The organism is Coprococcus comes ATCC 27758 (assembly GCF_025149785.1).
GTDB classification, from domain to species: domain Bacteria; phylum Bacillota; class Clostridia; order Lachnospirales; family Lachnospiraceae; genus Allocoprococcus; species Allocoprococcus comes.
Map to the genome: position 1 here is coordinate 1,814,135 of NZ_CP102277.1, position 24,148 is coordinate 1,838,282.

Sequence of the window (24,148 nt, forward strand, 5' to 3'; positions counted from 1 at the left end):
GTTTTTATCCTCTTTTTCTAATAATCTCTCGTTTTCAACACGGTATTTCGGATATAATCAAAAGTTTTCTCTTCCCCGTCTGCCGCGAGCATATAGAGAAGTTCTTCCAGAAGTGCCCTGGTATCCTTATGCATCCAGTCCCCTGCAATACCGTGAAGATAATATTCAAGCGGTGACGTATCCGTATATTTATCTTTCATATAAATCTTGGATGCTGCGATCCGGTCCATTAACATCTCGACCACATACTTTTTGGGCATCTTCATCCCGGTAAGCATTGGTTCTCCTTCCAGTCCGTAGTCAATCCAGTATTCATAATGATGTTTATTGCGCCCTTTATGATGCAGCCATGCCGAAGAATAGCCCTTTTCTTCTCTTTCTGCGTTATTCGGACTCCGGTTTCCCTGGAAATACCTGCACCCAACCCAGAACTCCGCCGGAGAGTACTTCGACATATCATGCAAAAGTCCCTGTCTGTAAAGTCCTACCTTAAAGCAGTTCTTCATAACCAGATATTTGTGATGTGTTATGGTGCAAAAATGTTTCCAGATTTTCATTCTTTAGCCTGCCTTCCAACAAAAACTTTGATCGTTCGCTCCTCCAGCTGAACCTTCTTATCTTTTACCGGAACTGCTTCTTTTTCATCCAGGACTCCTTCTTTTGTCCCTGCTATGCACACCCATTCCATTCCTTTTGGAAGGGAAGGAAGTGCAAATGAATGAGAAAGCCAGTGCATATTATATGCAATATAAAAGTCCTTCTCTGTACTTTCTTCATGATAGAATACACCAAGCTGTCTGCTTGCACGCCCTGCCGGCATCTGCCACGCATCCTCCCCATGATAGGAAATCTGAGGGATTCCGCTTCTACCCATCGTGTCTTCTGATTTTTTCGCTATCTGCTTCATACAGGCTTTGCGAAGTGCAATCAGTCGACATACAAATGTATATAATTCTTCCTGTCTGGAAAGCTGGTTCCAGTCAAGCCATGATATCAGATTATCCTGACAGTATGCATTATTATTCCCTTTCTGGGTATTCATAAATTCATCCCCGGAAAGGATACACGGCATTCCCTGTGCAAATAAAAGTAAAAAGAACGCATTAAATATCTGATTCTTCCGCAACTCGTTAACCGCCTTTTTCCGGCTGTTCCCTTCTGCCCCACAGTTCCAGCTGTAATTGTAATCCGGACCATCCAGATTATTCTCACCATTTGCTTCGTTGTGCTTTCCATCATAGGAAACTACATCACAGAGCGTAAATCCGTTGTGGCTTGCAATATAATTATACAGCTGTGTATCCTGATTCTTCAGCTGGCAGATCACATCCCGGATCATGCCCTCGTCTCCCTTTAAGAAACGGCGCATCACATTCTGGAATCCGTCTTCTTTTTTGAGGATTTTACTTTTCGCAAGCACAGGATCCTTTGCAAGTTCATCCGGATTGCAGATATATGGATTCACAATAAATCCATCCACATGATACTGCATCACCCAGTAACGCAGGCAATCTAAAATCAGAGAAAACGTAGTTCCCTCTGTGAAAGGCATCTCAAGAATAACTTCAATCCCTGCAAGATGCATCTGACGAACAAGTGACTTCATCTCATTCACCGGATCCCCTGCCGCATATGATGCTTTTGGTGCAAAGAAATATGCTTTTCCATATCCCCAGTAATTCACATGCCTCTGATTCTCATCAAATTCATAAACCGGCATCAGATGGATCTGGTTAATCCCCAATTTTTGAAGATAGGGCAGTTTCTCCGTAACTCCGTCAAACGTTCCTTTGTGTGCGACTCCGGACGAACTGTGTTTTGTAAATCCACGGACATGAAGACTGTAGGCGATCACATCTTCCTTTTTCAGATGAGGAAATTGCGACTTTCCCCAGTCAAATGTATCTGTTACGATCCGGGTACGCAGTGTTCTCTTTTCCTTTCCCTTTGACACAGACCAGTGTTCTCTGCCTGAAAATGCTTTTCCATATGGATCCGGAACTATCTTTCCACCGATTTTATAACAATATTCATAATCTTCCGGTTGTTCCAGCACCACGGAGAGAAAGTGCAGATTTCCTGCCACATCAGAGTATGGCATCTCCTGTGAAAATGCTGAAGCCCTGGCACCTTTTTTATAAATGATCAGTTCACATGTCTGTCCTTCCGGAACTGCTACCGAAAAATTCGCTGTCTGTCCTTCCACAGTACATCCCTGTGGAAACGGAAATCCCACTGCTGTCTTCATATCCACTGTTCCCCCTGTTACTGCCATCCGTCAACTCCATACATATCTACATTCGAGGCATCAATAAAAAATACATCCAGATACGTTGTCTTTTCATAATCATCCCCGTTTAAAATAGCAAAACCGATTTTGGCCGATTCTTTTCCGAGTTTGATCGGTGATTGCGCACTTGTTCCGCGAATCAGGGAATCCGTCTTCTGAAGTTCTTTTTTCAGATCTGGAGAACCATCTACCCCGTAAATCTTTACATCAGTAAGACCGGCTGTTCTTGCTGCAACCAGTGCCCCAAGCGCAATCTGGTCGTTCCCGCACATTACTGCCGTAACATCCTTATTCTCTGCAAAAATCTTGTTAGCTGCTTCTCTTGCCTCGTTCAAATCTCCACTGACATCTGCTCTTCCTACAATCTCAAATCCCTTTCCGGCAATTGCTTCCTCAAAGCCTGTAATTCTCTCTACAATAGAATTCTGTGTAAGACCTTCAAGAATTACAATCTTTCCACCATCCGGACTCTGCTGTATCAGATCTTCTCCACAAAGCTGTCCGGCAGCTTTATTATCCGAACCAATAAAGGCATCAATATAATCCGTATCCTTAACTTCCGTATCAATATTGATGATCTTAACATCGGCTTCCTTAAGCTCTTTCAGTGCAGGTGTGATCGCATCTCTTGATACCGGACACAGAAAAATGGCATCCAGTCCGTCTTTGATCATCTGATGGATCTGCTCGATCTGGGTGTCTACATTCAGTGCCGGATCTTTTGTCACCAGCGTACTTCCCTGTGCTTCGACTGCTTCTCTCAGTGCCTGCTCAAGTGTAATATAGTATGGATTTTCCATGGTAATACAACTAAATCCAAAACGATAGCTTTTTGCCTCTTCCTTGCTGTCATCGTCCTCTTCTGCTATTGCATTGTCCTGGCTTGTCCCAACATTCTTCTTACAGCCTGCAGTCATGCCAATACAGAGAACCATCACAAGAAAGATAGAAAAAATCTTTTTCTTCATATAGATAAACCTCCCTGAAACCTTTCTTTTATTGTATCTTTTTTACCGCTAATGTCAATACTTTTCCCCTTGCAAATATCCCCATACTCTGTTAGAGTGATAGTATCAGATTGAAAGGAGAACTGAACAATGGAAAAGGAACATAATCTGCTTGAATCCGATGTTGTCACACTGACACTTGATGACGATGTGGAAATCGAATGCGCCATTATCACAACTTTTAATATGGATTCTACCGAATACATTGCACTTCTTCCGCTTGATGAAGACGGTGGAAATGAGGACGGAGACGTATGGATCTATCGCTTTATCCGTGATACCACAGGCGGCTCCGATCATGATCTTCAGAATATCGAAGATGATGATGAGTATGACCGCGCTGCGGATAAGTTTGATGAATGGCTTGATACACAGGAATTTGAAGGCTTTGATATTGAAGAATAATTATTTTATTCTCTGACCTAAAAGCTCTTCCACAAAACGGGACGGTTTGATACTGTTCCCGTTTTTTTGTGTAATATAGGAAATACAGAGATTATTCTTCGCACGGGTTAGTGCTACATAAAAAAGTCTTCTCTCTTCTTCAATCTCATCTTTCTTTTCTGCCTTCTGATGCGGAATCTCACCCTCATTGGCATGGATCACAAATACATCCTCAAATTCCAGTCCTTTCGCTGAATGGATCGTCATCAGCTGTACCTTATTCTCCCGCTCTCCTTTGATCTTCCTTGCCTTTGCCTGCTGTTCTTCCAGCTCCTGCGTATATTTTGCAATATGGATTTCCCATTCATCATAGGATTTGAAGTTTTTACTCCTCTCCTCAAGCTCTGCCATCACATCCATCAGCTGCTTCCACGAAATCTGATGTTTTTCGGCATATTCTTTCAGGAAATCATCATATCCGATCTTTTTCCGGATATACTGGATTGCCGCATAAGGTGCCATATTCTTCATCATACGGACATCCACATCAAACTGGTCAATAATATCCAGCATCCAGTCCTTATCGCAATAAAATTTACGCAGATCCTCAAAATTTACCTGCCGGTTCTCCATACTGTTCCGTGCCAGATACCTGAGCGGTCGGTTACAGATCGTCAGGAAAAGCGACCTGTCCCGCTTTCCTGCTGCCAACTGCAGATATGCCATCATATCTTTTACAATAAAATGCCTGTAAAAATTGGTCACATAATCTCGCATTTCAAACGGGATACGGTGTTCGCTTAATATTTCCGAAATCATTCGCGCCTGGACTGCTGCCCGGAAAAGCACAGCAATTTCTCCCGGCTTTATTCCCTGATCCAGTTTTTTCTGGATCTCTTCCGTTACATACTGCGCCTCTTCCTGTTCATCCAGGACTTCCTGCACATGAACATTCTGTCCTCTTCCCCGAAATGACTGTACACGCTTGTAAAAACGGGTATCATTATGCAAAATCACTCTTGCCGCTGCTCCGGTAATAAATTCGGTAGAACGATAATTCACCGTCAGCGAAATGGTCCGAAGTGACGGGAATTCCTGCTTCATATAAAGCATCAGCTCCGGCTTTGCTCCACGAAATCCATAAATGGACTGATCATCATCCCCGACTACAAACAAATTGTACCTCGGTGCTGCAAGCATCCGGATCACTTCATACTGCACACGGTTGATATCCTGGAATTCATCGATCAGGATATACTGAAAACGCTTCTGCCATCCTTGCAGAATCTCCGGCTTTTTCCGGAAAAGTGCATAACACTGTACCAGCATATCATCAAAATCAAATTTTTTCAGTTCTTTTTTCTGATGCTCATAGCTGCGGAACACTTCTGCAAACTCATCTTGTGTAAGATACTTACTGTGAAAATCTTTCAGATGATAAAGTCCGTTCTTTACCATGCCGACTTCCCGCAGAAGTTCTCTCACCAGTTCCTCTTCATCTTCTACTTCAGGTGTTGATTCGATATTGGTCTGGTCTAAGACCTCCTGTAAAAGTACAGAGGACTCTTTTTCAGACATCAGATTATTCGCACCAATCCCATAGGCACATTTTAGAATCCCATAAAAAATACTGTGAAAGGTCCCAAACGTTACCGGATAATTTTTTCCGGCAGTCAGCCTTTCAAAACGTTCTTTCATTTCACGTGCTGCATATCTTGTAAAAGTAATTACAAGAATCTGATCCGGGCGTACTCCGCTCTCCTCGATCAGATAACGGGTACGTTCTGTGACAATAAGCGTCTTTCCCGAACCCGGAGGTGCCAGCACCATACACGGTCCATTCCCGTGCTTTATCGCTTCATCCTGTCCTCTGTTTAGTTTCATGAACTCCCCTTCTCATATGTAATACAACAGAACGGATTCCTCTTCCGCATTACGCGAAAAAAGAAATCCGTCCCCCATGCATACTTTTATATCTGTATATTACCTGCTTAATAATTCTATTGCATTCTTGATTCTTTCTACAGATTCTGCCTTACCAAGAACTTCCATGATTTCAGTCGCTCCACCCGGAGTATTCTGCTTTCCTGAAACTGCAGTTCTTACCGGCCACATCACATATCCGTTCTTATAACCTTTTTCTTCTGCAAATCCCTTCAGCAGCCCGAATAATGCGTCATTACTGTAATCATCCCATGCTTCCAGTCTTGGAAGAATTTCTTTTAATACTTCCAGAGAAGTCTCTTCGTTAGTCTTCATCTTCTTATGGCAATACATTGCAGTATCATATTCCGGAACAGCTTCAAAGAAATCAATCTGGTCTTTGATATCCGGAAGGATTTCGATACGGCTCTTGATCAGAGACGCAATCTTTTTCAGATCATAATCCTTTGTGATCACTTTCTTGATATACGGCTCTGCAAGTTCATAGAATTTATCAAAATCCATAGCCTTCAGATATTCCCCGTTCATCCACTTCAGCTTATTGATATCAAATACAGCCGGTGATTTGCTCATATGATGATAGTCAAATGCTTCAACAAGTTCCGGCAGTGAGAAGATCTCTCTGTTATCCTGCGGACACCATCCAAGAAGTGCCACATAATTTACAATTGCTTCACTTACAAATCCCTGATCCAGAAGATCTTCGTAAGAAGAATGTCCACATCTCTTGCTGAGCTTTTTGTGGTTCTCATCTGTAATCAGCGGGCAATGTACATAGACCGGTACTTCCCATCCAAATGCTTCGTAAAGACGGTTGTACTTCGGTGCTGAAGAAAGATATTCATTTCCTCGGACAACGTGTGTAATATTCATCAAATGATCATCAATAACGTTCGCAAAATTATAGGTCGGATATCCGTCTGATTTGATCAGGATCATATCATCCAGTTCCGCATTCGGAACGGTAATATCTCCATAAATTTCATCATGGAAAGTTGTGGTTCCCTCTGTCGGCATATTGATACGGACAACATATGGCTTTCCGGCTGCAAGGTTTGCTTCTATCTCTTCTTTACTCAGATGCAGACAATGCTTGTCATAATTCACAATCTGTGTTCCATCCTCTGATACAGAAGTCTTCAAAGATTCCAGACGTTCTTTATCACAGAAACAGTAGTATGCATCTCCCTGTTCAATTAACTGCTTAGCATACTTCATGTAAATTCCTGAAGCCTGTCTTTCACTCTGAACGTATGGTCCGACACCGCCATCTTTATCTGGGCCTTCATCATGAACAAGGCCTGTCTTCTCCAGTGTTCTGTAAATAATATCCAATGCACCTTCTACATATCTTTCCTGATCTGTATCTTCAATACGGAGCATAAAATCTCCGCCTTCATGTTTTGCGATCAGGTATGCATATAATGCAGTACGCAAATTACCGACATGCATTCTACCTGTCGGACTCGGTGCAAATCTTGTTCTGACTTTTTTCATTTTAGTGTTCCTCTCTTTAACTTCTGTTTTATTTTCACTGTGAAAATAAACTATTCACAGTTCTCTATGACATTCAAATATATGTTCATCTTTATAATACTAACACATTCCCTTTTTTACTTCAAGCATTCCGAAGCCACTATTTTTCCCGTTTTTCTGTATTTTGCGGTTCCTCAGCTCCAGGAACGATCTTTCGGACATACTTCATGGAATTCTGCTTCCACTCACTCTTCTGAAAAGCCTGGAAAAAGGTATCCACGACAAAAATTGCAAGAGAGATCACGCCTGCGATCTCCAATGTCTGGATCAGATAAAATTCGGACATCGCCTCGTTCCCGTCGATCAGATAATGAACCGTCTGGTACATCCCGTTCCCGGGAACAGTCGGAAGAACCCCGGCAATCAGAAACAACGTAACCGGTGTCTTATAAACTCTCGCAAAAATATGCGAAACAACCGCAGCTGCAACTGCTGAATATAAAGATGCCATCATATCTCCCCTGCCAAAATGTATTGCAAGCAGATAAACAAATCCACCAATTGCTCCTACAATACCAGCCTGAAGAACAAAGCGGCGCGGAACCTGAAGGAGAACCGCAAAACTGTAAATAGACAAAAACGCTCCAAATACCCGGATGATCATTTCAAAAACAGTACTGTTCATTTTTTGCTCTCCTTCCTGCTAAAAAATCTTTGCGCAAAGCGCCAGCCCAATACCAATTCCAATTGCAATCCCAAGTGCTTTTAAGAAAGCTTCCATCACTCTTGCACCACCGGAAAGATAATCCCCCCGCAAGGTATCCCTGACAGCATTGGTGATTGCCATTCCCGGTACAAGAGGCATGAAACTTCCTATCATAACAGTATCCATATTCATCTGATCACCCAGACCTTCTTTTAGAAGGCAGCAGGCAAATGCAACACCAAATCCTGCGAAAATATCTTGAATAAATGGGTGAAATTTCAGATCCTGTCCCGCTGATACAAAGGCAACAAGAAAAAGTCCTACAATGATGGCTGCCCCGGTATCTGCAATGGATCCACCAAAAAAAATTGTAAATCCCACACCAACCCCCATCATTGCCAGGTTGGTTGTCTTGCGGCTGAACTCGAACTGTTTTAACGTCGAAAGCTTCTCATATGCCTGCTCTAGTGTCAGATCATCTCCACAATACTGCCTGGAAATCTCATTAACATCTACGACGAGCTTTAGATTGGTATCCCGTTCTTCTACTCTCTTTGTAACAGTAACTGCCTTTTCGTTCTCCAGTTTGATCGTCGCGGAAATTCCGGTCATGATCACCAGAACTTCTGCCATCTCGATGTGATCCGCCGTCTTCAGTATATGATGCATGGTATCTTCCACACGATACGTTTCCGCTCCGCTTCGCAGCATTATTTCACCGGCAAGCATCGCCGTTTTCAGTAATAATTGCGTATCCATGACTTTCTCCCTCTCACTTTTTCGGATTTATAACTGTCATGATACTATTTCCTATTCTAAAAATCAACCAAAAATTTTTCGTACACAAAACAGTACAATCATTACCGTTCACAGTATCTGTGACAAATAATGTATAATCTTTCTGCAAAAACAGTTTTTCGCAAGGAAAAAGGCTTCCCGGTCTTATGACCGGAAAGCCCATCTTCCTGAATTAGAGTGAGAGTGTTTATAAAAAGGCAGATTTTATTAGTTAATATATCCGCTCTTTTTCAGTTCTTCCTCAGCTTTTGCGAGGTTTGCGTCTGATACACGGATGATTGGTCCGGTGCATCCCATTCCGCTTTCTGCGTAAATACCGAGTTTCCACAGTACTTTAACTGCGTCTTCCAGATCCATAACTTCAATACCTGGAATCTGTGCTGTAACGACTTCCTTCGGTGGCTCTTTTACTTCTTCTTCAGCCGCTGCCGGTTTCTGAGAAGCTTTGTGCTCATCAAGGATTTCTTTTAATCCAGCTTTCTTAACAGCTGCAAATTCTTCTTTCGCTACTTCAAATACTTTTCCTCTTACCAGCTGTGCTGCGTAACGGATTGCATTTGCGATAACCGGTGCTCCGGATGCTCTGGATACGATCATGACAAGCTGTTCATATCCTTCTCCGATTCCTGGTCCATATCCAAATCCTGTAGCTTCAAAGCTTCCGCCTGTTGTGAAAGAAGAAAGCATTTTCACCATGATATTTCCTGTGAGGGAATCTGTTACCATGATGTCCGGGGATGCCTGAAGGACGTCATTTCCTCTCATAACGCATCCGCCATCTGCTCTTCCTGATTCTGCAAATTCGATCGGATACCCGTTCTCCTGCAGTTTCTTCAGAGCTTTCTCTGTCTGACGTGCACCGTCTACATTCAGGATACCAACGGTCGGATTCTTCTTGCCACAAGCTTTTGCAGCGATGATTCCGTAGATCGCATTTTTGATCATTCCTTCAATACGGTCTGTGCTGGATGTTCCTGTTGTATTAGCGATGAACATTTCTTTTGCAGTTGCCGGTGTTACACAGCGTCCTACTGTAGATACACCGATCGGGAATGGGAAGTGCATGGTTACTGCTGCATCTACTTCTCCATTCTTCAGCATTTCTTCCATCTTATCATGACCTTCTTCATCGTTAGCCACTTTAACAGTTGTAACGCCTTCTGCTTCTAATGTTCCGATATAATATACATCAATTCCGTCTTTTGCCGCTTCAATTGCCGCTGCCATAGAGTTTTCTTCTCCATGTTCGCTTCCCATTCCGGTCAGTGCAACTTTCGGGCGCTTTCCGAAGCTTCCTGTCTCCAGTCCCTGCGCCATCTCCATAAAGGTGTCGGCAATCATTCTTTCAATACTATTTGCCATTTTGTTTGTCCACCTTTCTTATTCTTCTGTTGCCATGAGTGATGCTGCAAAATCTTTCATTGCTTTTGCAATCAGTCCTTTTACTTCTTCTTCTGATACACCACTGTTATCTTCTGCACCGGTATTTGCCTGGATTACGAAAGATACACCATCGAAGAGGTTGGTCATACGTCCAAGGAACAGACTTCCTTTTCCGATGATCATGACTTTATTGATCTTTCCAGCAAGGATATCTTCTCTTGCAAATCCAATGTACGGTACACCTGAAGGAATATGTCCCTGAGTCGGAGCCCATCCTGTCAGTCCGTGTTCTCCTGCGAAGCTTGCAAGTTCTTTTCTGTCAAGTTCGCCTCTCTTAACTGCGAGAGCTGCGATCATCTTGTAGTTAGCAAGCGGTACATCTCCGGCTCCTGCCGGTTTTGTGATATCCGGGTTCTGCATTTCCGGAGAGAATTTATCGATATCTGTGATCTTAAGTCCTGCTCTTTCCAGTGGATCAGCTACAAGGCTTCCGATTACGTTCTGCGGAGCACTTCCTGTTCCTACTGTATGGCGTCCAAGGATATCCAGGTTGATTTCCGGGTTTACACCATCGTTTTCTGCGATGATTACACAGAATCCGCCAAGGCAGTCTTCCAGGATCGGAAGACCTTTCTTTACATGGTCTTTACCGTTCATACCAAGTTTTGCTGTACAACCACCAGCTGTTACAGCTACACATTTGTATGCGCCTGATTTTACGAGAGCTGCTGCTTCGATCAGTGCGTGAGATGGTCCGGCACAGAATCCACGTGAGTCAGAACCTGTTGCGTTCAAAAGTCCTGCAACTTCAGCTGCTGCTTTTGCGAAGTTACCACCGCCACGCTGGTTCATATCACCACAAGCTTCTTCTGCACAGTCGATGACATACTCAACGTCTGTCTTTTCGATTCCTGCGTTTCTTACACCATAGAGGAGGGCGAGCACACTGGATGCCTTACTCATAATGTTTTCATGCATAACATGTGCTGAAAGGTTTGCATCAATGTCATGCGCTCTCTTTACACAGCCTACCAGTTTGTTTTCATGATACAGACCTTCAGCATGCTCTTCATTTACAAAGTGTTCGATTTCTGAGATTTCAAATCCCTCGATTACTTTTTCTACGATATCATCTGTGATGATCGGATCTGCTGCAAATTTTTCTTTTGTAGCTGCTACAAATCCTTTTTCAAGCATAACAACTTCGAACATGTCGCATGCCTGAGCTAAAAGAAGGAATTCGTCTTCCGGCATGATCTCACCGTATTTTCCGTAACGCTCTGCACCTTCTTTTACTTTATCGTAGTAAGGAAATTCAACCTGGGCAAGGTCGTCCGGTGTTGCATTTCCGATATATACCTGATTCGGCCAATAATTTACACATGTATCATATGACCGAAGATGATCTCTAAGTTCTTTTAAATATTCTGATTCCGGATTAACAACTCTTTCTGTTGTCTGTGTTGTTCCGTTGTAAACTACCATTTCCGGGGTATGTACGAGTACATATCCTGCTCCTTTAATTACACTGTTCATCGCTGGTTTCCACCTTTCCTGACATTCTCTTTTTACGAGTGTCACCATCATTCATTTCTCCGTGATATGCGCGTATAATCTACCTGTCCTGATTTAAAAGATTTTGGGCAGAATGCGCTAAACAAGCTTTTATCAGAAGCGCATCACTGGCACGCTTCCGAGATGCTAGGCAATTCACTAATGCAATACCAGCATGTTCCCGATATGCCTGGCAATAAAACAGGCGACAGGAAGAATCCTGCCGCCTGTACCTCTATCTCAGATATTCCGCTTCGAAGGATAAATCCCTCTTTATCTTAGAGGTATTTGCAATATTCGTTGCGGATTGCTGACATTTCGTCTACGATATCATCAACATCAAGGACCATTTCCATCATGCCTACCTGTTCATCGTAAACAGCCGGGTCAAATTCTTTTTTTAACTCTGGTTCACATACGTGATAAGTTGTGAGTCCAAGCTGGACCCCTGTCAACGGACCTGCGAATGTCGGGTCTCCTGCTGTAACGGTTTCTGCAGCAAGTCCTGCTGCTTCTCCTTCAGCTGCGCCTACGATTACGACTACGTTTTCCGGGCCGTACTCCTCAGCAAATTCTTTTACCCTTTTCTGATTCTCCAGATCCATTGCGCCTGCGCTAGTTCAGACGAAACATTCTGTTGAAGAAAAAACTACATCTCCGCCAGCTGTCTTAACGCATTCTGCGATTGCTGGTCCCGGTACACCGTCACGGTCACCGATAATAACAACTTTTTTATCTTTTAAAATTGCCATGATGTCTTTTCCTCCTTCCTTTCTTTTAAAATTTTGTTTTGATAATAGTTTTACACGCTTTACGCGATTATATATTGTGAGCACACAGCCGGATCTCTGCCGGCTGTGCGCGGCTCACCTAATTAAATAATGATTAGATATATTTCTTAATCATTGCTTCGATGCTTTCCTGTGTAGCATCGTCTTTTACTACTTCTTCAACTTTTTCGCCATCTTTGTAAATAGCCATAACCGGAAGTCCAAGGATCTTCTGTCCGATAGCAAGACGACGAGCTTTTGTTGTATTCAGAGATGTGAATTTGATCTTATCTCCGTATTTATCTGCCATTTCGTGTACGAACGGCATCAGAGCCTGGCACGGAACACATCCATCACCAAAGAAATCTACGAATACATAACCTTCTGCTTTTAAGACTTCGTCTTCGAATGTTTTCTTATCTACTTCTAACATGTCAAATGTCCTCCTCACTCTATTAAAAAGTGTTTATTATTTTAATTCGTTAATATACTTTTCTGCCTGTGTAGCTGCGATTGCTCCATCAGCTGCAGCTGTAACAACCTGTCTTAAGCTCTTAACGCGGATATCGCCTGCTGCGAATACGCCTGGGATATTAGTGTGCATATCTGCATCTGTCGGAATATATCCTCTTTCATCCATCTCAAGGCCTGTTCCTTCATAGATCTTTGAGTTTGGAAGTGTTCCGATAAATCCGAATACACCAAACATTCCGTCATCTTCATCAGCTACGATCTTAGTGAGTTCACCTGTTTTCACATTTTTAACAGTCATCTCAGAAAGGATTCCGTCACCGCCAACTTCTTCTACAACCGTATCCCACATAAAGTGAAGTTTTTCGTTCTTGAAAGCTTTTTCCTGGATGGATTTTGCTGCACGAAGCTCATCACGTCTGTGAATAATGGTAACTTTTCTTGCAAATTTTGTAAGGTACATAGCTTCTTCTACAGCAGAGTCTCCTCCACCTACTACGTATACTTCAAAATCTTCAAAGAAGTTTGCATCACAGGTAGCGCAGTAAGAAACGCCCTTGCCCATGAACTCTTTTTCGCCTTTGCATCCGATCGGTCTTGCAAAAGCTCCGGTTGCGATGATAACCGTCTTTGACTGATATTCAGCCTTCGCACTCTTCAGTACTTTGATATCGCCGTCCAGGTGTACTTCGTTAATTACATCTGAGGCTCTCTCAACGCCGAATTTTTCACACTGCTGTGTCATTCTTGCGATAAGAGAAGGACCGCTTTCCCCTTCTACGATCTGTCCAGGATAATTTTCGATGTCATCTGTGATTGCGATCTGTCCGCCATCTTTACCTTTCTCAATAACCAGTGTTGAAAGACGGCTTCTTCCTGCGTACAGACCTGCAGCTAAGCCTGCAGGTCCCGCACCCAGGACGATCACGTCATAAACTTTGCTCATAACGTTCTCTCCTTTTTTAATAAAATTACATGACCTTCTAACTATGATTTAGTTGTCAAAGATTGTCTGTCCGTCTACTTCTGTTGTAAGAGCTTTCAGAGCTTTTTCAACAAGACCCTTACGAAGAGCATACTCTTCATCTTTTTCAAGAGCCGGATTTCCAAGTGGATGAGGAATAGCAATCGTAGGAACGATTCTGTTCGCACCAACTGTCATGGAAATCGGAGTTACTGTACACATATGAACTACCGGGAGTCCAGCTGCTTCAATTGCTTTTACCATTGTTGCACCGCAACGTGTACAGGTACCTCAAGTAGAGGTCATGATAACTGCGTCAACACCGTCTGCTATAAGTTTCTGAGCATATTCCTCAGCGAAAGCTTTTGCAGAAGCTACGGCTGTACCGTTACCAACCGTTGTATAGAATTTGTTGTGAAGTTTTCCGATAACGCCTTCTTTTTCGAATTCACGCATAACGTCTACAGGAAGTACACGGTCTGGATCTTCGTTTGCATATACCGGGTCATATCCACCATGAGCTGTTTCGTATGTCTCTTCTGTAAGATCCATAACACCTGTGATGTCATATTCTCCGTAATGTGAGGCATTTGAACTTTCGATGTGGTCCGGATTTCCTTTCGGAACGATTCCACCTGAAGTACAAAGTGCGATTGTAGCCTTGCTAAGATCTTTGATAGCTGGCTGTGGATCAACACGGTCGAATGTTGGCATTGGATACTCTGTCTCAAACGGCTTGTCTGCCAGTTTCTTAAGGAGCATCTTAACAGCTCTCTTAGATCCACGTTCTTTTTCGAAGAAGTTTACACGAACTCCGTTCGGCATGTAACCTTCCTGGCAAGAAGCACCGATTTTTTCGCCTTTAGCGATCTTAAGAGCAAGAGGAGCAAGTTTCTTAACTGCGTCTCTCATACCAGCTGCACTGTTCTTTGTAGATACTGTGTAAACTTTGTTCTTGAACATATCAGCACCTGGGTTTTCAACGTACATACCAGTTACTGCCGGGATTCCGAGTTCTTCCTGTACTGCATCACAGATAGTTCCGCATGCAACACCGTAACGTCCAGCATTGAAAGCAGGTCCAGCGATGAAGATATCAGGATTCTGGCTCTTAACCATTTCAAGAATATCAGCTTTTGCTTTGTCAAGGTTTTCATTGAAGTAAGAGTCACCGCAAACGATTGTAGCTATGATCTCTGCTTCTTCTCCAAACTGCTGTGTCAGAGCCTGTCCAGGTCCAACGATTTCGCCTACGCGAAGTTCAGCAGGATAATCAGCTTTTTCTTCTCCACCAATCTGAGCGAAGAACTGATTGATATAATGTACAACTTTAATTTTACTCATTATCTTTACGTCCTCCATTCCTAGCGTGCACTCAGATATCCAAATCCGGTTTCATTTGTAGCACCGGTAATGGCCTGAATTTCAACTTCGATTGTTCCATCTTCACGACGAGAATGTTCATTACCACCAGCAATGGTTGTAACAAAATCTTCTGTTCCGATTACTTTATCCATCTTAGGAAGTACGATTACCTGGTTAGCATTTCCACCGGTTACAACTGCGTCTGCAGCCGGATCAGCATCTGCCAGTGACTGAGATTTTCCGTCACGTCCGGCATATTCGTCTGTAATGATTACAGTCTTAACGCCTTCAGCTTCGATCTTCTTGCAGTTCATGATAAGGTCAGTATCCGGGTTACCGAATCCTTCCTGAGATACGATAACTGCATCAAGGTCTAACAGACGGCACATCTTAGCTGTCCAGTCAGATGAACGCATCTTATCAGCAAGGTATACGTTTTCGTTTGTAAGAATCTGGCAAACGAAGTTGATTGTTTTTCCGTGTTCTTCGAACAGGTCATGTACAACCGGGTTGTTTTCATGAACATATGTTGGGTTCTTATCGCAAGCGGATACACAGTTACCAGATACGATAGCTCCGTCCATAACTTCTGTCGGGTTCATGATTGTAGAGAGTGTTCTCTTAGCATCAACACCGTATACATATGTGTCATGGAGAAGTCCCTGGCTCTGAAGCATCTGTACATAAGCAACTCTCGGAAGGTTCGGGAATTTTTCTTTTCCTTCCATGATTCCGTATGTCTCATATGTCTTTGTCTCGTCTGGTGTGAGTTCACGAGCAAGTTCTCCAAGGTAAACTGCTACTCTGAATCCAGCAAGACGAACAGCTTTTTCATATTCATGCTGTTTGATTCCTTCAACTGGTTCGCAAACAACTACTAAGTTGTTAAGTTTAGAAAATGGTGTATATTCTGCACCCGGGCCAGACATATCGATGATACCTTCCTGGAATCCCACGATCTTACCAGCTGTTACAACAGCCATTCCTTTTAATGCATATGTCTTACCACTACCTACAGTGTCAACTTTTGCGATAACGCCTGGGAAGACTCCCCCTCTTCCTTCAACTTTAACACGTGGTTCAATAACATCTTTAACCGGAGTGATACGAACGCTTTCACCTGGTTTTGCGATATCAAATTTAACACCTTTGATTTTTTCGTCCTCAAGAACGATTGCCTTTACAGCTTCTTCGTCAACATAAAGAACACCATTTTCGATCTTTGATTCAGATGCGAACTGAATGTCGTTAATAAAAATGTGACCTACTTCTAATTTCACTGTAAATTCCCTCCTTTTTTGAATGTGTTTGTTATATGCTCAAAAGTACACTAAACCGCATGTACTTCTACAGCCTTTTTTAGCGCCAGCTTTCTGCTGACGGCAGAGCACTTGAGATCAATGTGTAATCTACAAGCTGAAAGTCTGCATAAACTTGAGGTTTATAAAGATCAGACTTAAACTGAAATTTACCGCACGCCTGAATAGCGCTTGCAATGATCTGCATCGCCTGTGCATCCAGGCCTTCCGGCGTTTCCGAGAGCATAACCGACTTATATGGAGTCTCATTCGGTTTTACGCTTCCGGACAGCGGATGTGTCAAAAGTCGGTATCCCTGGAAGATCATCTTCTGAACTTTTTTAAGTGTGTCCTCATAAGAAAGTTCTTCGTATTCCACATGATAATCTTCCCCCAGTTTTTCTTTTACCAGTGGATTATTTGTGATAATCATAAATCCAGTATTCATAGCCGCTTCTTCCTTTCGTCCCCTGTCCGTTTATGCGGTCTTTTTTGACTCCCTGTGTCTGAAATACTCCAGATAATTTTTTAACATATATCTGGTATCAAAAAAGGACGCCAAAACAACTTCTCTGTTTTAAACGTCCTTTCTGTCTCCTTGTAAATTCGGTAATTCCGGATTCAGAGTGTAGTACCTTTCCCGATCCTTTTGCCTGAAAGTTTCACCATTCAACGAGCTTTACTACTCTACGGTTTGCATCTTCGGCGACCATTTATCAAATATCTTTATAAATGATTCTCTCGCAGGAAATATCAACCTACTATCTAATTGACTGCATTTTTTATACATTTTGCAGCATCTTTCTTGCTGACATGATTACTATAACACACATTTATACAAAATGCTAGTCTTTTTATAGATTTTTTTGTATATTTCTTATTGTTTTTTTCTATAACTATTTTTCAGATATTATACAAATTATCTATTTGCCTTTTTTCTGATTTGGCAGGAAATTATTATAGTAATCGTCATGCGTCTTCTTAACAAGACCACTGAGTGCTACCAGTGCAATCGCATTCGGGATAACCATCATACTGTTAAAGCAGTCTGCCATATTCCATACAAGGTCTACTTCCTGAAGTGATCCGAGTGCTACGCAGATACACACAATGATTGAGTAAATTTTAACAGCTTTTGCCCCAAACAGGTAACGGATGTTTGCTTCACCGAAGAAATACCATCCGATGATCGTTGAGAATGCAAAGAATAACATACAGATCGCGATAAAGATCTCACCGAACTTACCATATAAAGTAGAGAAAGCATACTGGCTCAGCTGTGCACCTGTAAAACCACTCGTTCTTGATCCTGTTGTGATAATAACAAGTGCTGTCAGGTTAAGAATTACGAATGTATCAATGAACACACCGATCATAGCTACAAAGCCCTGTTCAACCGGATGGTTTACTTTTGCTACTGCATGTGCGTGTGGTGTAGAACCCATACCAGCTTCATTGGAGAAGAGACCTCTTGCCACACCTTTCTGTACTGCAAGCTTCAAGGTTGCGCCCATTGCACCACCTGCTACTGCTGCCGGTTTAAACGCACCAACAATAATGTCATGGAATGCTGCCGGGATTGCTGTAACGTTTGCAAAAATTACGATCAAAGAACCTACTATATAAAATGCTGCCATGATCGGCACGATCAGTTCAGTAACTTTTGCGATTCGCTTCATACCACCTGTGAATACAAACAAAGAAACAACTGCTATAAAAATACCCATTGCAATCTTCGGAATTCCGAATGCAGTGTTCCATGATGCTGCGATTGAGTTAGACTGAACTGCATTGCCCATGAATCCAAGTGCAAAGATGATCAGCACTGCAAAAATAGCTGCCAGAACTTTTCCGAACGTTCCTTTAAATGCTCCTCGTATGTAATATACCGGACCACCAGTTACGGTTCCGTCATCACTGACCTGCTTGAACTTCTGAGCCATAACCGCTTCTGCGAAGATCGTTGACATTCCGAGGAATGCGCTGATCCACATCCAGAAGATTGCTCCCGGACCACCGACTGCAATTGCAGTTGCAGCTCCGGCGATATTACCGGTACCAACCTGAGCGGCGATTGCTGTTGCAAGTGCCTGGAAAGAAGACATTCCGTCTTTTCCGGCATCCCCTTTCTTACTAAAAAGTCCGCCAAAAGTTCTGTTCCATCCATCTTTAAAACCACGGATCTGGATAAATCCAAGCTTAAATGTGAACAGCAAGCCAATACCTACAAGTGCTATGATCAGCACCGATCCTGTTAGGACATCATTTACCTTTAATACTAAATCGTTAATACTCATACGGTAACCCTCCTTTTTAATAGACATCCCTTATAGTTTTTATCTGTTGAATCTATAATAACCTATTTATAGTTTTTATGCAATATTTTCAGTTAACTTATTTATTTTTTGTGTATTATCACCATGTTATTACGATAACATAATAAATTTGCTCTAAATAAGTGCGTTTTTTCGCGCTTTTCTGTGTTTGTCAAAAACTCAGTTTTCATATTTTTCGTCAAATTGTCTAATTAATGACGATTTAATATCTATGCATTTCCATGGGATTTATAGATTCTTTCAGATGAACGCATTAATTTTTTACTATATTGATATTTCAAAGAAGTTATTTTCAGACCATGAAACATAAATAAAAAGCAGGAAACAATCTTCCGTCTTACCCGGAAATCTGCTTCCTGCTCTTCCATTCTGTTTATTCAGTTATTCTATACATTGATCTCTGCTTTTACACCAAGCAGCTCTTTATTTTCATCCAGGATCGGCCGGATCACATTCTTAAGGAATGCTTCGACCTGTTCTTTGGAACGTCCTACATATTTGGATGGATCCATTGTTTTCTGAAGATCTTCCAGACTCAGATTAAATGCATCATCTGACGCGATCAGTTCAAGAAGGTTGTTGTCCAGACCTTTTTCTTTAACATTCTTTCCTGCTTCCATCGAAAGTTCACGGATTCTTTCATGCAGTTCCTGACGGTCTCCACCAGCTTTTACTGCATCCATCATAATATTCTCTGTTGCCATGAACGGAAGTTCAGACATCAGGCGTTTTTCAATTACTTTTGGATATACAACCAGTCCGTCAACGACATTCAGGCACAGATCCAGAATACCGTCAATCGCAAGAAAACCTTCCGGTACACTCAGACGCTTGTTCGCAGAGTCATCCAGAGTACGTTCAAACCACTGTGTAGCAGAAGTAATCGCCGGGTTCAGCGCATCAATCATCACGTAACGGGACAGAGATGCGATTCGTTCGCTTCTCATTGGATTTCTCTTATATGCCATTGCAGAAGATCCGATCTGTGTCTTTTCAAACGGCTCTTCCACTTCTTTCAGATGCTGGAGAAGACGGATGTCATTGGAGAATTTGTGTGCACTTGCTGCAATTCCGGCAAGAACATTCACAACTCTTGTATCCACTTTACGGGAATAGGTCTGTCCGGATACCGGATAGCATGCTTCAAATCCCATCTTCTTAGCAATCATTGGATCGATCTTATCAATGGTTTCCTGATCTCCCTCAAACAGTTCCAGGAAGCTTGCCTGTGTACCGGTTGTTCCTTTTGATCCAAGAAGTTTCAGGCTTCCAAGCACATAATCAAGATCTGCAAGATCCATAGAAAATTCCTGCATCCACAGAGTTGCTCTCTTCCCAACCGTTGTCGGCTGTGCTGGCTGGAAATGAGTAAATGCAAGTGTCGGAAGATCTTTATACTGATCTGCGAACTTTGAAAGTTCATCCAGAACATTAACCAGCTTTTTCTTAACAAGTTTCAGAGCCTCTGCCATGATAATGATATCGGTATTATCACCTACATAACAGGAAGTTGCTCCCAGATGAATGATCCCTTTTGCTTTCGGGCACTGCTGTCCATATGCATATACATGAGACATCACATCATGGCGCACTACTTTTTCACGTGCTTTTGCGACATCGTAATTGATATCCTCTGCATGCTCTTTCAGTTCTGCGATCTGTTCATCTGTAATATTGAGCCCCAGCTCTTTTTCTGTCTCTGCAAGTGCGATCCAGAGTTTTCTCCATGTCTTAAATTTCATGTCCGGAGAAAAAATATACTGCATCTCCTTGCTGGCATACCGCTCTGAAAGCGGACTTACATACTTGTCGTATCCCATAGTCTTATCCTCCCTATTCTTCTGACTCAAACGCGTGGGAAATATCTTTTCCCGGAACGCGCATCGGGTAATTTCCTGTAAAACATGCATCGCAGTATCCAAGATCTCCAACCATGTCTTTCAGCTTATCTATTTCCATATATCCAAGAGAATCTGCTCCGATCATTTCACGGATCTGCTCCGTTGTATGTGAATGAGCAATGAGCTGATCATTCGACGGTACATCTGTACCAAAATAACAAGGATGTAAAAACGGTGGCGAACTGATTCTTACATGAACTTCTTTTGCTCCTGCTTTTTTGAGCATCTTGATGATATTTGCACAGGTCGTTCCACGGACGATGGAATCATCTACCATAACAATACGCTTGCCCCGTACAACCTCTTCAATAACATTCAGTTTGATCTTCACACTGGACTCTCTCTGACTCTGTTTCGGCTTGATAAAGGTTCTTCCTACATAACTGTTCTTGTGGAATGCCATACCGTAAGGGATTCCGGAATATTCCGAATATCCTTTTGCCGCAACCAGTCCGGAATCCGGCACACCGACAACCAGATCAGCCTCTACCGGATAAGACTGTGCAAGAGCCTTTCCTGCAACAATCCTTGCATGATATACATTGATGTTGTCGATTACGCTGTCCATACGTGCAAAATAAATGTACTCAAAAATACAACGTGCCTGCTTTTCAGGTGGAATCTGCATACTTTTGTCCGAAGATACTCCATGCTTTGTAAAGCTGACAATCTCTCCCGGTTCCACGTCACGGATAAAGTCTGCACCAACTGCTGCAAGGGCACAGCTTTCCGATGCCAGGAACCAAGTATTATCTCTCTTGCCGATACAGAGTGGTTTGAGACCAAATGGATCTCTCGCTCCGATCATCTTACGCGGGCTTGATACAACCAGTGCATATGCGCCTTCAATTTTCTTCATTGCATTCCTGACCGCATCCTCTGCCTTTGAAACCTTCAGACGCTCTCTTGCAATATGATAGGCAATCACTTCCGAATCAATCGTTGTCTGGAAGATTGCTCCGGTATATTCCAGTTCATGACGAAGCTCGATCGCATTCGTCAGATTACCATTATGGGCAATCACCAATGTACCTTTCACATAATTCAGAACCAGTGGCTGTGCATTTTCCGCACGAGTTCCCCCTGCTGTCGAATACCGCACATGTCCGACGCCAAGGTTTCCCTTTAATTTGCCAAGTTCTTCCTCATCGAATACTTCATTGACTAGTCCTAGTCCCTTTCTGAAATGAACTTTCCGCTTGCCATAGGTATCTGTCACTGCAATTCCGCAGCTTTCCTGCCCTCTGTGCTGAAGGGCAAACAAACCATAGTACACTGACGGCGCAACATCGCCACCATCCATATCATAGGCACCGAATACACCACATTCTTCACCTAAACCAGTCTCTACTCTTTCAAGTTCGCTCATCGTTTTGTCTTCTCCTATTTGTTGTATCCGCTTAATTTTTACATAGAGAGTATAATACATGATTTTCCGAAAATCAATACACAGCCTTGAACTTTCTCCCGTACACTATGCTCTTCTGTACTCTTTTTTCCATTCTTCAAACAGTTCCTTTGACGGTTCGATGTTGATATTTTCTCTCACTTTTTCTATCTTTTCTGTAAGTTTGTTGTCAATTTCCAAAAGGATTTCATTGCCCATGACCATCTTCTGATATTCATCCTGCGGCATGTATCTGGAACTTGCATACAGGTAACCTTCGAGCATTTTATTATCTTCACAGATCTTATACGCCTTCTCATACATTCTCGCCGACTCTTCATACAGAAATGCTCTCCCATATGCTCCGGCAAGACACGCAGACACGCGACCATAAAAACGCTTATCTACCGAATCATCCTTTTCTCCGTTGACGATCGACATGTAAACCAGGATTGCCGATTCCAGTTCTCCACTTTCCATCAGCTTATCTGCTTTGTATTTCTGACGTTCTACTTCTTTCTGGTTCTTGAGTTTCTCCAGAACATTCTGGATGTGTGCCATTTCACCCGGTGTGTAGATTCTGGATTCATGTAGCACAAGAACCACAAATTTCTCCACGGAACCATGATTCCGGATCAGTTCCACCAGCTTTACTGCAAGATCCTGCATTTCCAGTTCATCTGCGATCCATCTGCAGAGCTGCTCATTCATGATCGTATAATCGATCAGATACAGATTGTTGCACAGATAATAACACAGCTCTTCCAGTGTACTGATCCTTGTATGGATCCTCGAAATTTCATAGGGATGTTTTGCCTTTTTCTTATGACAAAGAATTAAACTGCCCATTGCTGCCTCCTAATTCAATGATCTTCTCCAACCGGAATCCTGATGGCGCAAAAAATTCGCCAAATCCCATATCTTCAAAAATAATATGACAGGTCTTTTCATCCGAGAAGAATGTACTAATTTTCAGACGAAGCGCATAGTTTTTCCGGTCCGGCATACCTTTCAGAGAAACCGACTCCACAAGATGCCTGCCGGTCACCAGAGAATCTACATGGATCTCAATATCCTCTGTATCACCAAGAAGCACCTCGAACTGTCTGTCTGATTCGTACCAGTGATTGCCCCAGGATACCAGTGGGTACCAGCCTTCTTCTCCATTCACGCGCATCCGCACGGAAATCTGCTCGGTCAGTTTTGTCTCATCCAGGTAGACTGGTGCATCTGACTGTTCCTCTTTTCTGCGCTGCGCTGTATAACACGCTCCTTTACTGTACAGATTATTTCCCATAAACGCACGGCGTCCGTTACAGAGAACGCGCAGAGAATTCGGATACCAGTTATTTTCAAATCCATCTCCTGTCAAAAAGACAGAAGAGATCATCTTCTTGTTGAATACACTCTGGATAAAACGTTTAAAATGCTCATCTGCCGCTTTTGCCTTCTCAACATGCAGCACCGGATAAACTGCTTCCAGTTCTTCCATACGTGCATCTGCCACCTTGTCCACCGTCACAAAGCTTTCTCTGCTTTTCTGCGAACTGTTCTTCAGTTCCCGCAACATATATGCCCGGATCACATCCTCGTCACAGTAAAAAAGTGCCGCTTCATACTGCCATAATTCTTTCGGCTGGTTAAACATATAATGACAGAAGCTTTCCTTGTAGTCCTGAACATAAATATTTTCCTTTGCCACTCCGAGTTTCTGTCCGATTCCCTTCAGCAAGACGCGGATGTCTTCGTTTTTCTCCGGGACTGTAAACGTGATGCTTTCAATTTCTTCAAATCCGTTCAACGTGTACTTTACAAAATCCGCCAGCAGCTGGACGCCTTCATATTCCTGTCCGTCTACCTCAATTTTCCTATTGCCAAGCGCACACTCCCAGATCCCTTCCACGCAGATACTGTCCCTTACCGTAGACATCCTTCTTGCCTGTCTTCCGTAAGTCCAGGTCTCTTTATAATAGTTCATCACCAGAGGAATCTGATTGTTCTCTTTTTCAATTCCGGTATCCACCGTCTCCGGTTCCTGTGTTTTTTCATTATAATAACTGATCTGACACATCTTTGCATTGATGTCATATCCTATAATACTTCCATGTGTCATG

At 42.7% G+C, this 24,148-nt stretch carries 21 protein-coding genes and 1 riboswitch; of the genes, 1 reads left to right on the forward strand and 20 read right to left on the reverse strand.

Annotation, left to right across the window (positions count from 1 at the left end; all coding sequences use genetic code 11):
- Positions 1–17: 17 nt before the first annotated feature.
- The 3 genes from NQ556_RS09215 to NQ556_RS09225 are packed head-to-tail and all read right to left on the reverse strand — an operon-like array spanning position 18 to position 3,258.
- Positions 18–557, reverse strand: coding sequence for a DUF5662 family protein (locus NQ556_RS09215; protein WP_008375346.1), 540 nt, complete (start codon positions 555–557; stop codon positions 18–20).
- Positions 554–2,275, reverse strand: a complete 1,722-nt coding sequence (locus tag NQ556_RS09220) for an alpha-amylase family glycosyl hydrolase (protein WP_008375345.1) — start codon at positions 2,273–2,275, stop codon at positions 554–556. Before NQ556_RS09220 ends, NQ556_RS09215 begins: the two co-directional genes overlap by 4 nt.
- Positions 2,266–3,258, reverse strand: a complete 993-nt coding sequence (locus tag NQ556_RS09225; RefSeq protein ID WP_008375344.1) for a sugar ABC transporter substrate-binding protein — start codon at positions 3,256–3,258, stop codon at positions 2,266–2,268. Before NQ556_RS09225 ends, NQ556_RS09220 begins: the two co-directional genes overlap by 10 nt.
- Before the next feature lie 129 nt (positions 3,259–3,387).
- Between NQ556_RS09225 and NQ556_RS09230 the strand changes: the two genes are divergently transcribed.
- Positions 3,388–3,702, forward strand: coding sequence for a DUF1292 domain-containing protein (locus NQ556_RS09230; protein WP_008375343.1), 315 nt, complete (start codon positions 3,388–3,390; stop codon positions 3,700–3,702).
- Here the strand turns inward: NQ556_RS09230 and NQ556_RS09235 are convergent, their stop codons facing one another.
- The 17 genes from NQ556_RS09235 to NQ556_RS09315 form a co-directional block, all read right to left on the reverse strand.
- On the reverse strand, positions 3,703–5,565 hold the full coding sequence (locus tag NQ556_RS09235; RefSeq protein WP_173686604.1) for an ATP-dependent helicase: 1,863 nt from the start codon (positions 5,563–5,565) through the stop codon (positions 3,703–3,705).
- A gap of 99 nt (positions 5,566–5,664) precedes the next feature.
- Positions 5,665–7,122: a glutamate--tRNA ligase gene (gene gltX / locus NQ556_RS09240; RefSeq protein WP_055157834.1), complete on the reverse strand. Its 1,458-nt coding sequence runs from the start codon at positions 7,120–7,122 to the stop codon at positions 5,665–5,667.
- A gap of 139 nt (positions 7,123–7,261) precedes the next feature.
- Entirely contained in the window at positions 7,262–7,786 is a 525-nt protein-coding gene (locus NQ556_RS09245) for a threonine/serine exporter family protein (RefSeq protein WP_022220903.1), read from the reverse strand.
- Between the two features lie 18 nt (positions 7,787–7,804).
- The gene (locus NQ556_RS09250) at positions 7,805–8,566 is read right to left on the reverse strand and encodes a threonine/serine exporter family protein (RefSeq protein WP_118217886.1); all 762 of its coding nucleotides are present in this window, start codon (positions 8,564–8,566) and stop codon (positions 7,805–7,807) included.
- A gap of 246 nt (positions 8,567–8,812) precedes the next feature.
- Entirely contained in the window at positions 8,813–9,967 is a 1,155-nt protein-coding gene (gene grdD / locus NQ556_RS09255) for a glycine/sarcosine/betaine reductase complex component C subunit alpha (RefSeq protein WP_008375325.1), read from the reverse strand.
- 18 nt (positions 9,968–9,985) lie between these two features.
- The gene (gene grdC / locus NQ556_RS09260; RefSeq protein ID WP_055247420.1) at positions 9,986–11,524 is read right to left on the reverse strand and encodes a glycine/sarcosine/betaine reductase complex component C subunit beta; all 1,539 of its coding nucleotides are present in this window, start codon (positions 11,522–11,524) and stop codon (positions 9,986–9,988) included.
- Between the two features lie 296 nt (positions 11,525–11,820).
- On the reverse strand, positions 11,821–12,294 hold the full coding sequence (gene grdA, locus NQ556_RS09265) for a glycine/sarcosine/betaine reductase complex selenoprotein A (RefSeq protein ID WP_081445294.1): 474 nt from the start codon (positions 12,292–12,294) through the stop codon (positions 11,821–11,823).
- Positions 12,295–12,427: 133 nt separating this feature from the next.
- Positions 12,428–12,745, reverse strand: coding sequence for a thioredoxin TrxA (gene trxA, locus NQ556_RS09270; RefSeq protein ID WP_008375313.1), 318 nt, complete (start codon positions 12,743–12,745; stop codon positions 12,428–12,430).
- A gap of 36 nt (positions 12,746–12,781) precedes the next feature.
- Positions 12,782–13,729, reverse strand: a complete 948-nt coding sequence (gene trxB / locus NQ556_RS09275; RefSeq protein WP_008375312.1) for a thioredoxin-disulfide reductase — start codon at positions 13,727–13,729, stop codon at positions 12,782–12,784.
- Positions 13,730–13,777: 48 nt separating this feature from the next.
- Positions 13,778–15,091 (reverse strand): glycine reductase complex selenoprotein B, encoded by a 1,314-nt coding sequence (grdB, locus tag NQ556_RS09280; RefSeq protein ID WP_081445293.1) that lies wholly within the window; start codon positions 15,089–15,091, stop codon positions 13,778–13,780.
- Positions 15,092–15,111: 20 nt separating this feature from the next.
- Positions 15,112–16,392: a glycine/sarcosine/betaine reductase component B subunit gene (locus NQ556_RS09285; protein ID WP_008375306.1), complete on the reverse strand. Its 1,281-nt coding sequence runs from the start codon at positions 16,390–16,392 to the stop codon at positions 15,112–15,114.
- 79 nt (positions 16,393–16,471) lie between these two features.
- Positions 16,472–16,858 carry a GrdX family protein gene (locus NQ556_RS09290; protein WP_022220909.1) on the reverse strand — a complete coding sequence of 129 codons (387 nt, stop codon included), beginning with the start codon at positions 16,856–16,858 and terminating at the stop codon, positions 16,472–16,474.
- A 183-nt stretch (positions 16,859–17,041) separates the two neighbouring features.
- Positions 17,042–17,166, reverse strand: a riboswitch (glycine riboswitch).
- Between the two features lie 167 nt (positions 17,167–17,333).
- Positions 17,334–18,707: an alanine/glycine:cation symporter family protein gene (locus tag NQ556_RS09295; RefSeq protein WP_044999260.1), complete on the reverse strand. Its 1,374-nt coding sequence runs from the start codon at positions 18,705–18,707 to the stop codon at positions 17,334–17,336.
- A 425-nt stretch (positions 18,708–19,132) separates the two neighbouring features.
- The gene (gene purB, locus NQ556_RS09300) at positions 19,133–20,566 is read right to left on the reverse strand and encodes an adenylosuccinate lyase (protein WP_044999258.1); all 1,434 of its coding nucleotides are present in this window, start codon (positions 20,564–20,566) and stop codon (positions 19,133–19,135) included.
- A 13-nt stretch (positions 20,567–20,579) separates the two neighbouring features.
- A complete protein-coding gene (gene purF / locus NQ556_RS09305) occupies positions 20,580–22,016 on the reverse strand; it encodes an amidophosphoribosyltransferase (protein WP_044999256.1) in 1,437 nt (478 codons plus the stop codon).
- A gap of 105 nt (positions 22,017–22,121) precedes the next feature.
- Positions 22,122–22,883, reverse strand: a complete 762-nt coding sequence (locus tag NQ556_RS09310) for a hypothetical protein (RefSeq protein ID WP_008375292.1) — start codon at positions 22,881–22,883, stop codon at positions 22,122–22,124.
- On the reverse strand, positions 22,858–24,147 hold the full coding sequence (locus tag NQ556_RS09315) for a DUF5716 family protein (protein WP_008375290.1): 1,290 nt from the start codon (positions 24,145–24,147) through the stop codon (positions 22,858–22,860). The genes NQ556_RS09310 and NQ556_RS09315 overlap by 26 nt, the downstream gene beginning before the upstream one ends.
- Position 24,148 lies beyond the last annotated feature (1 nt).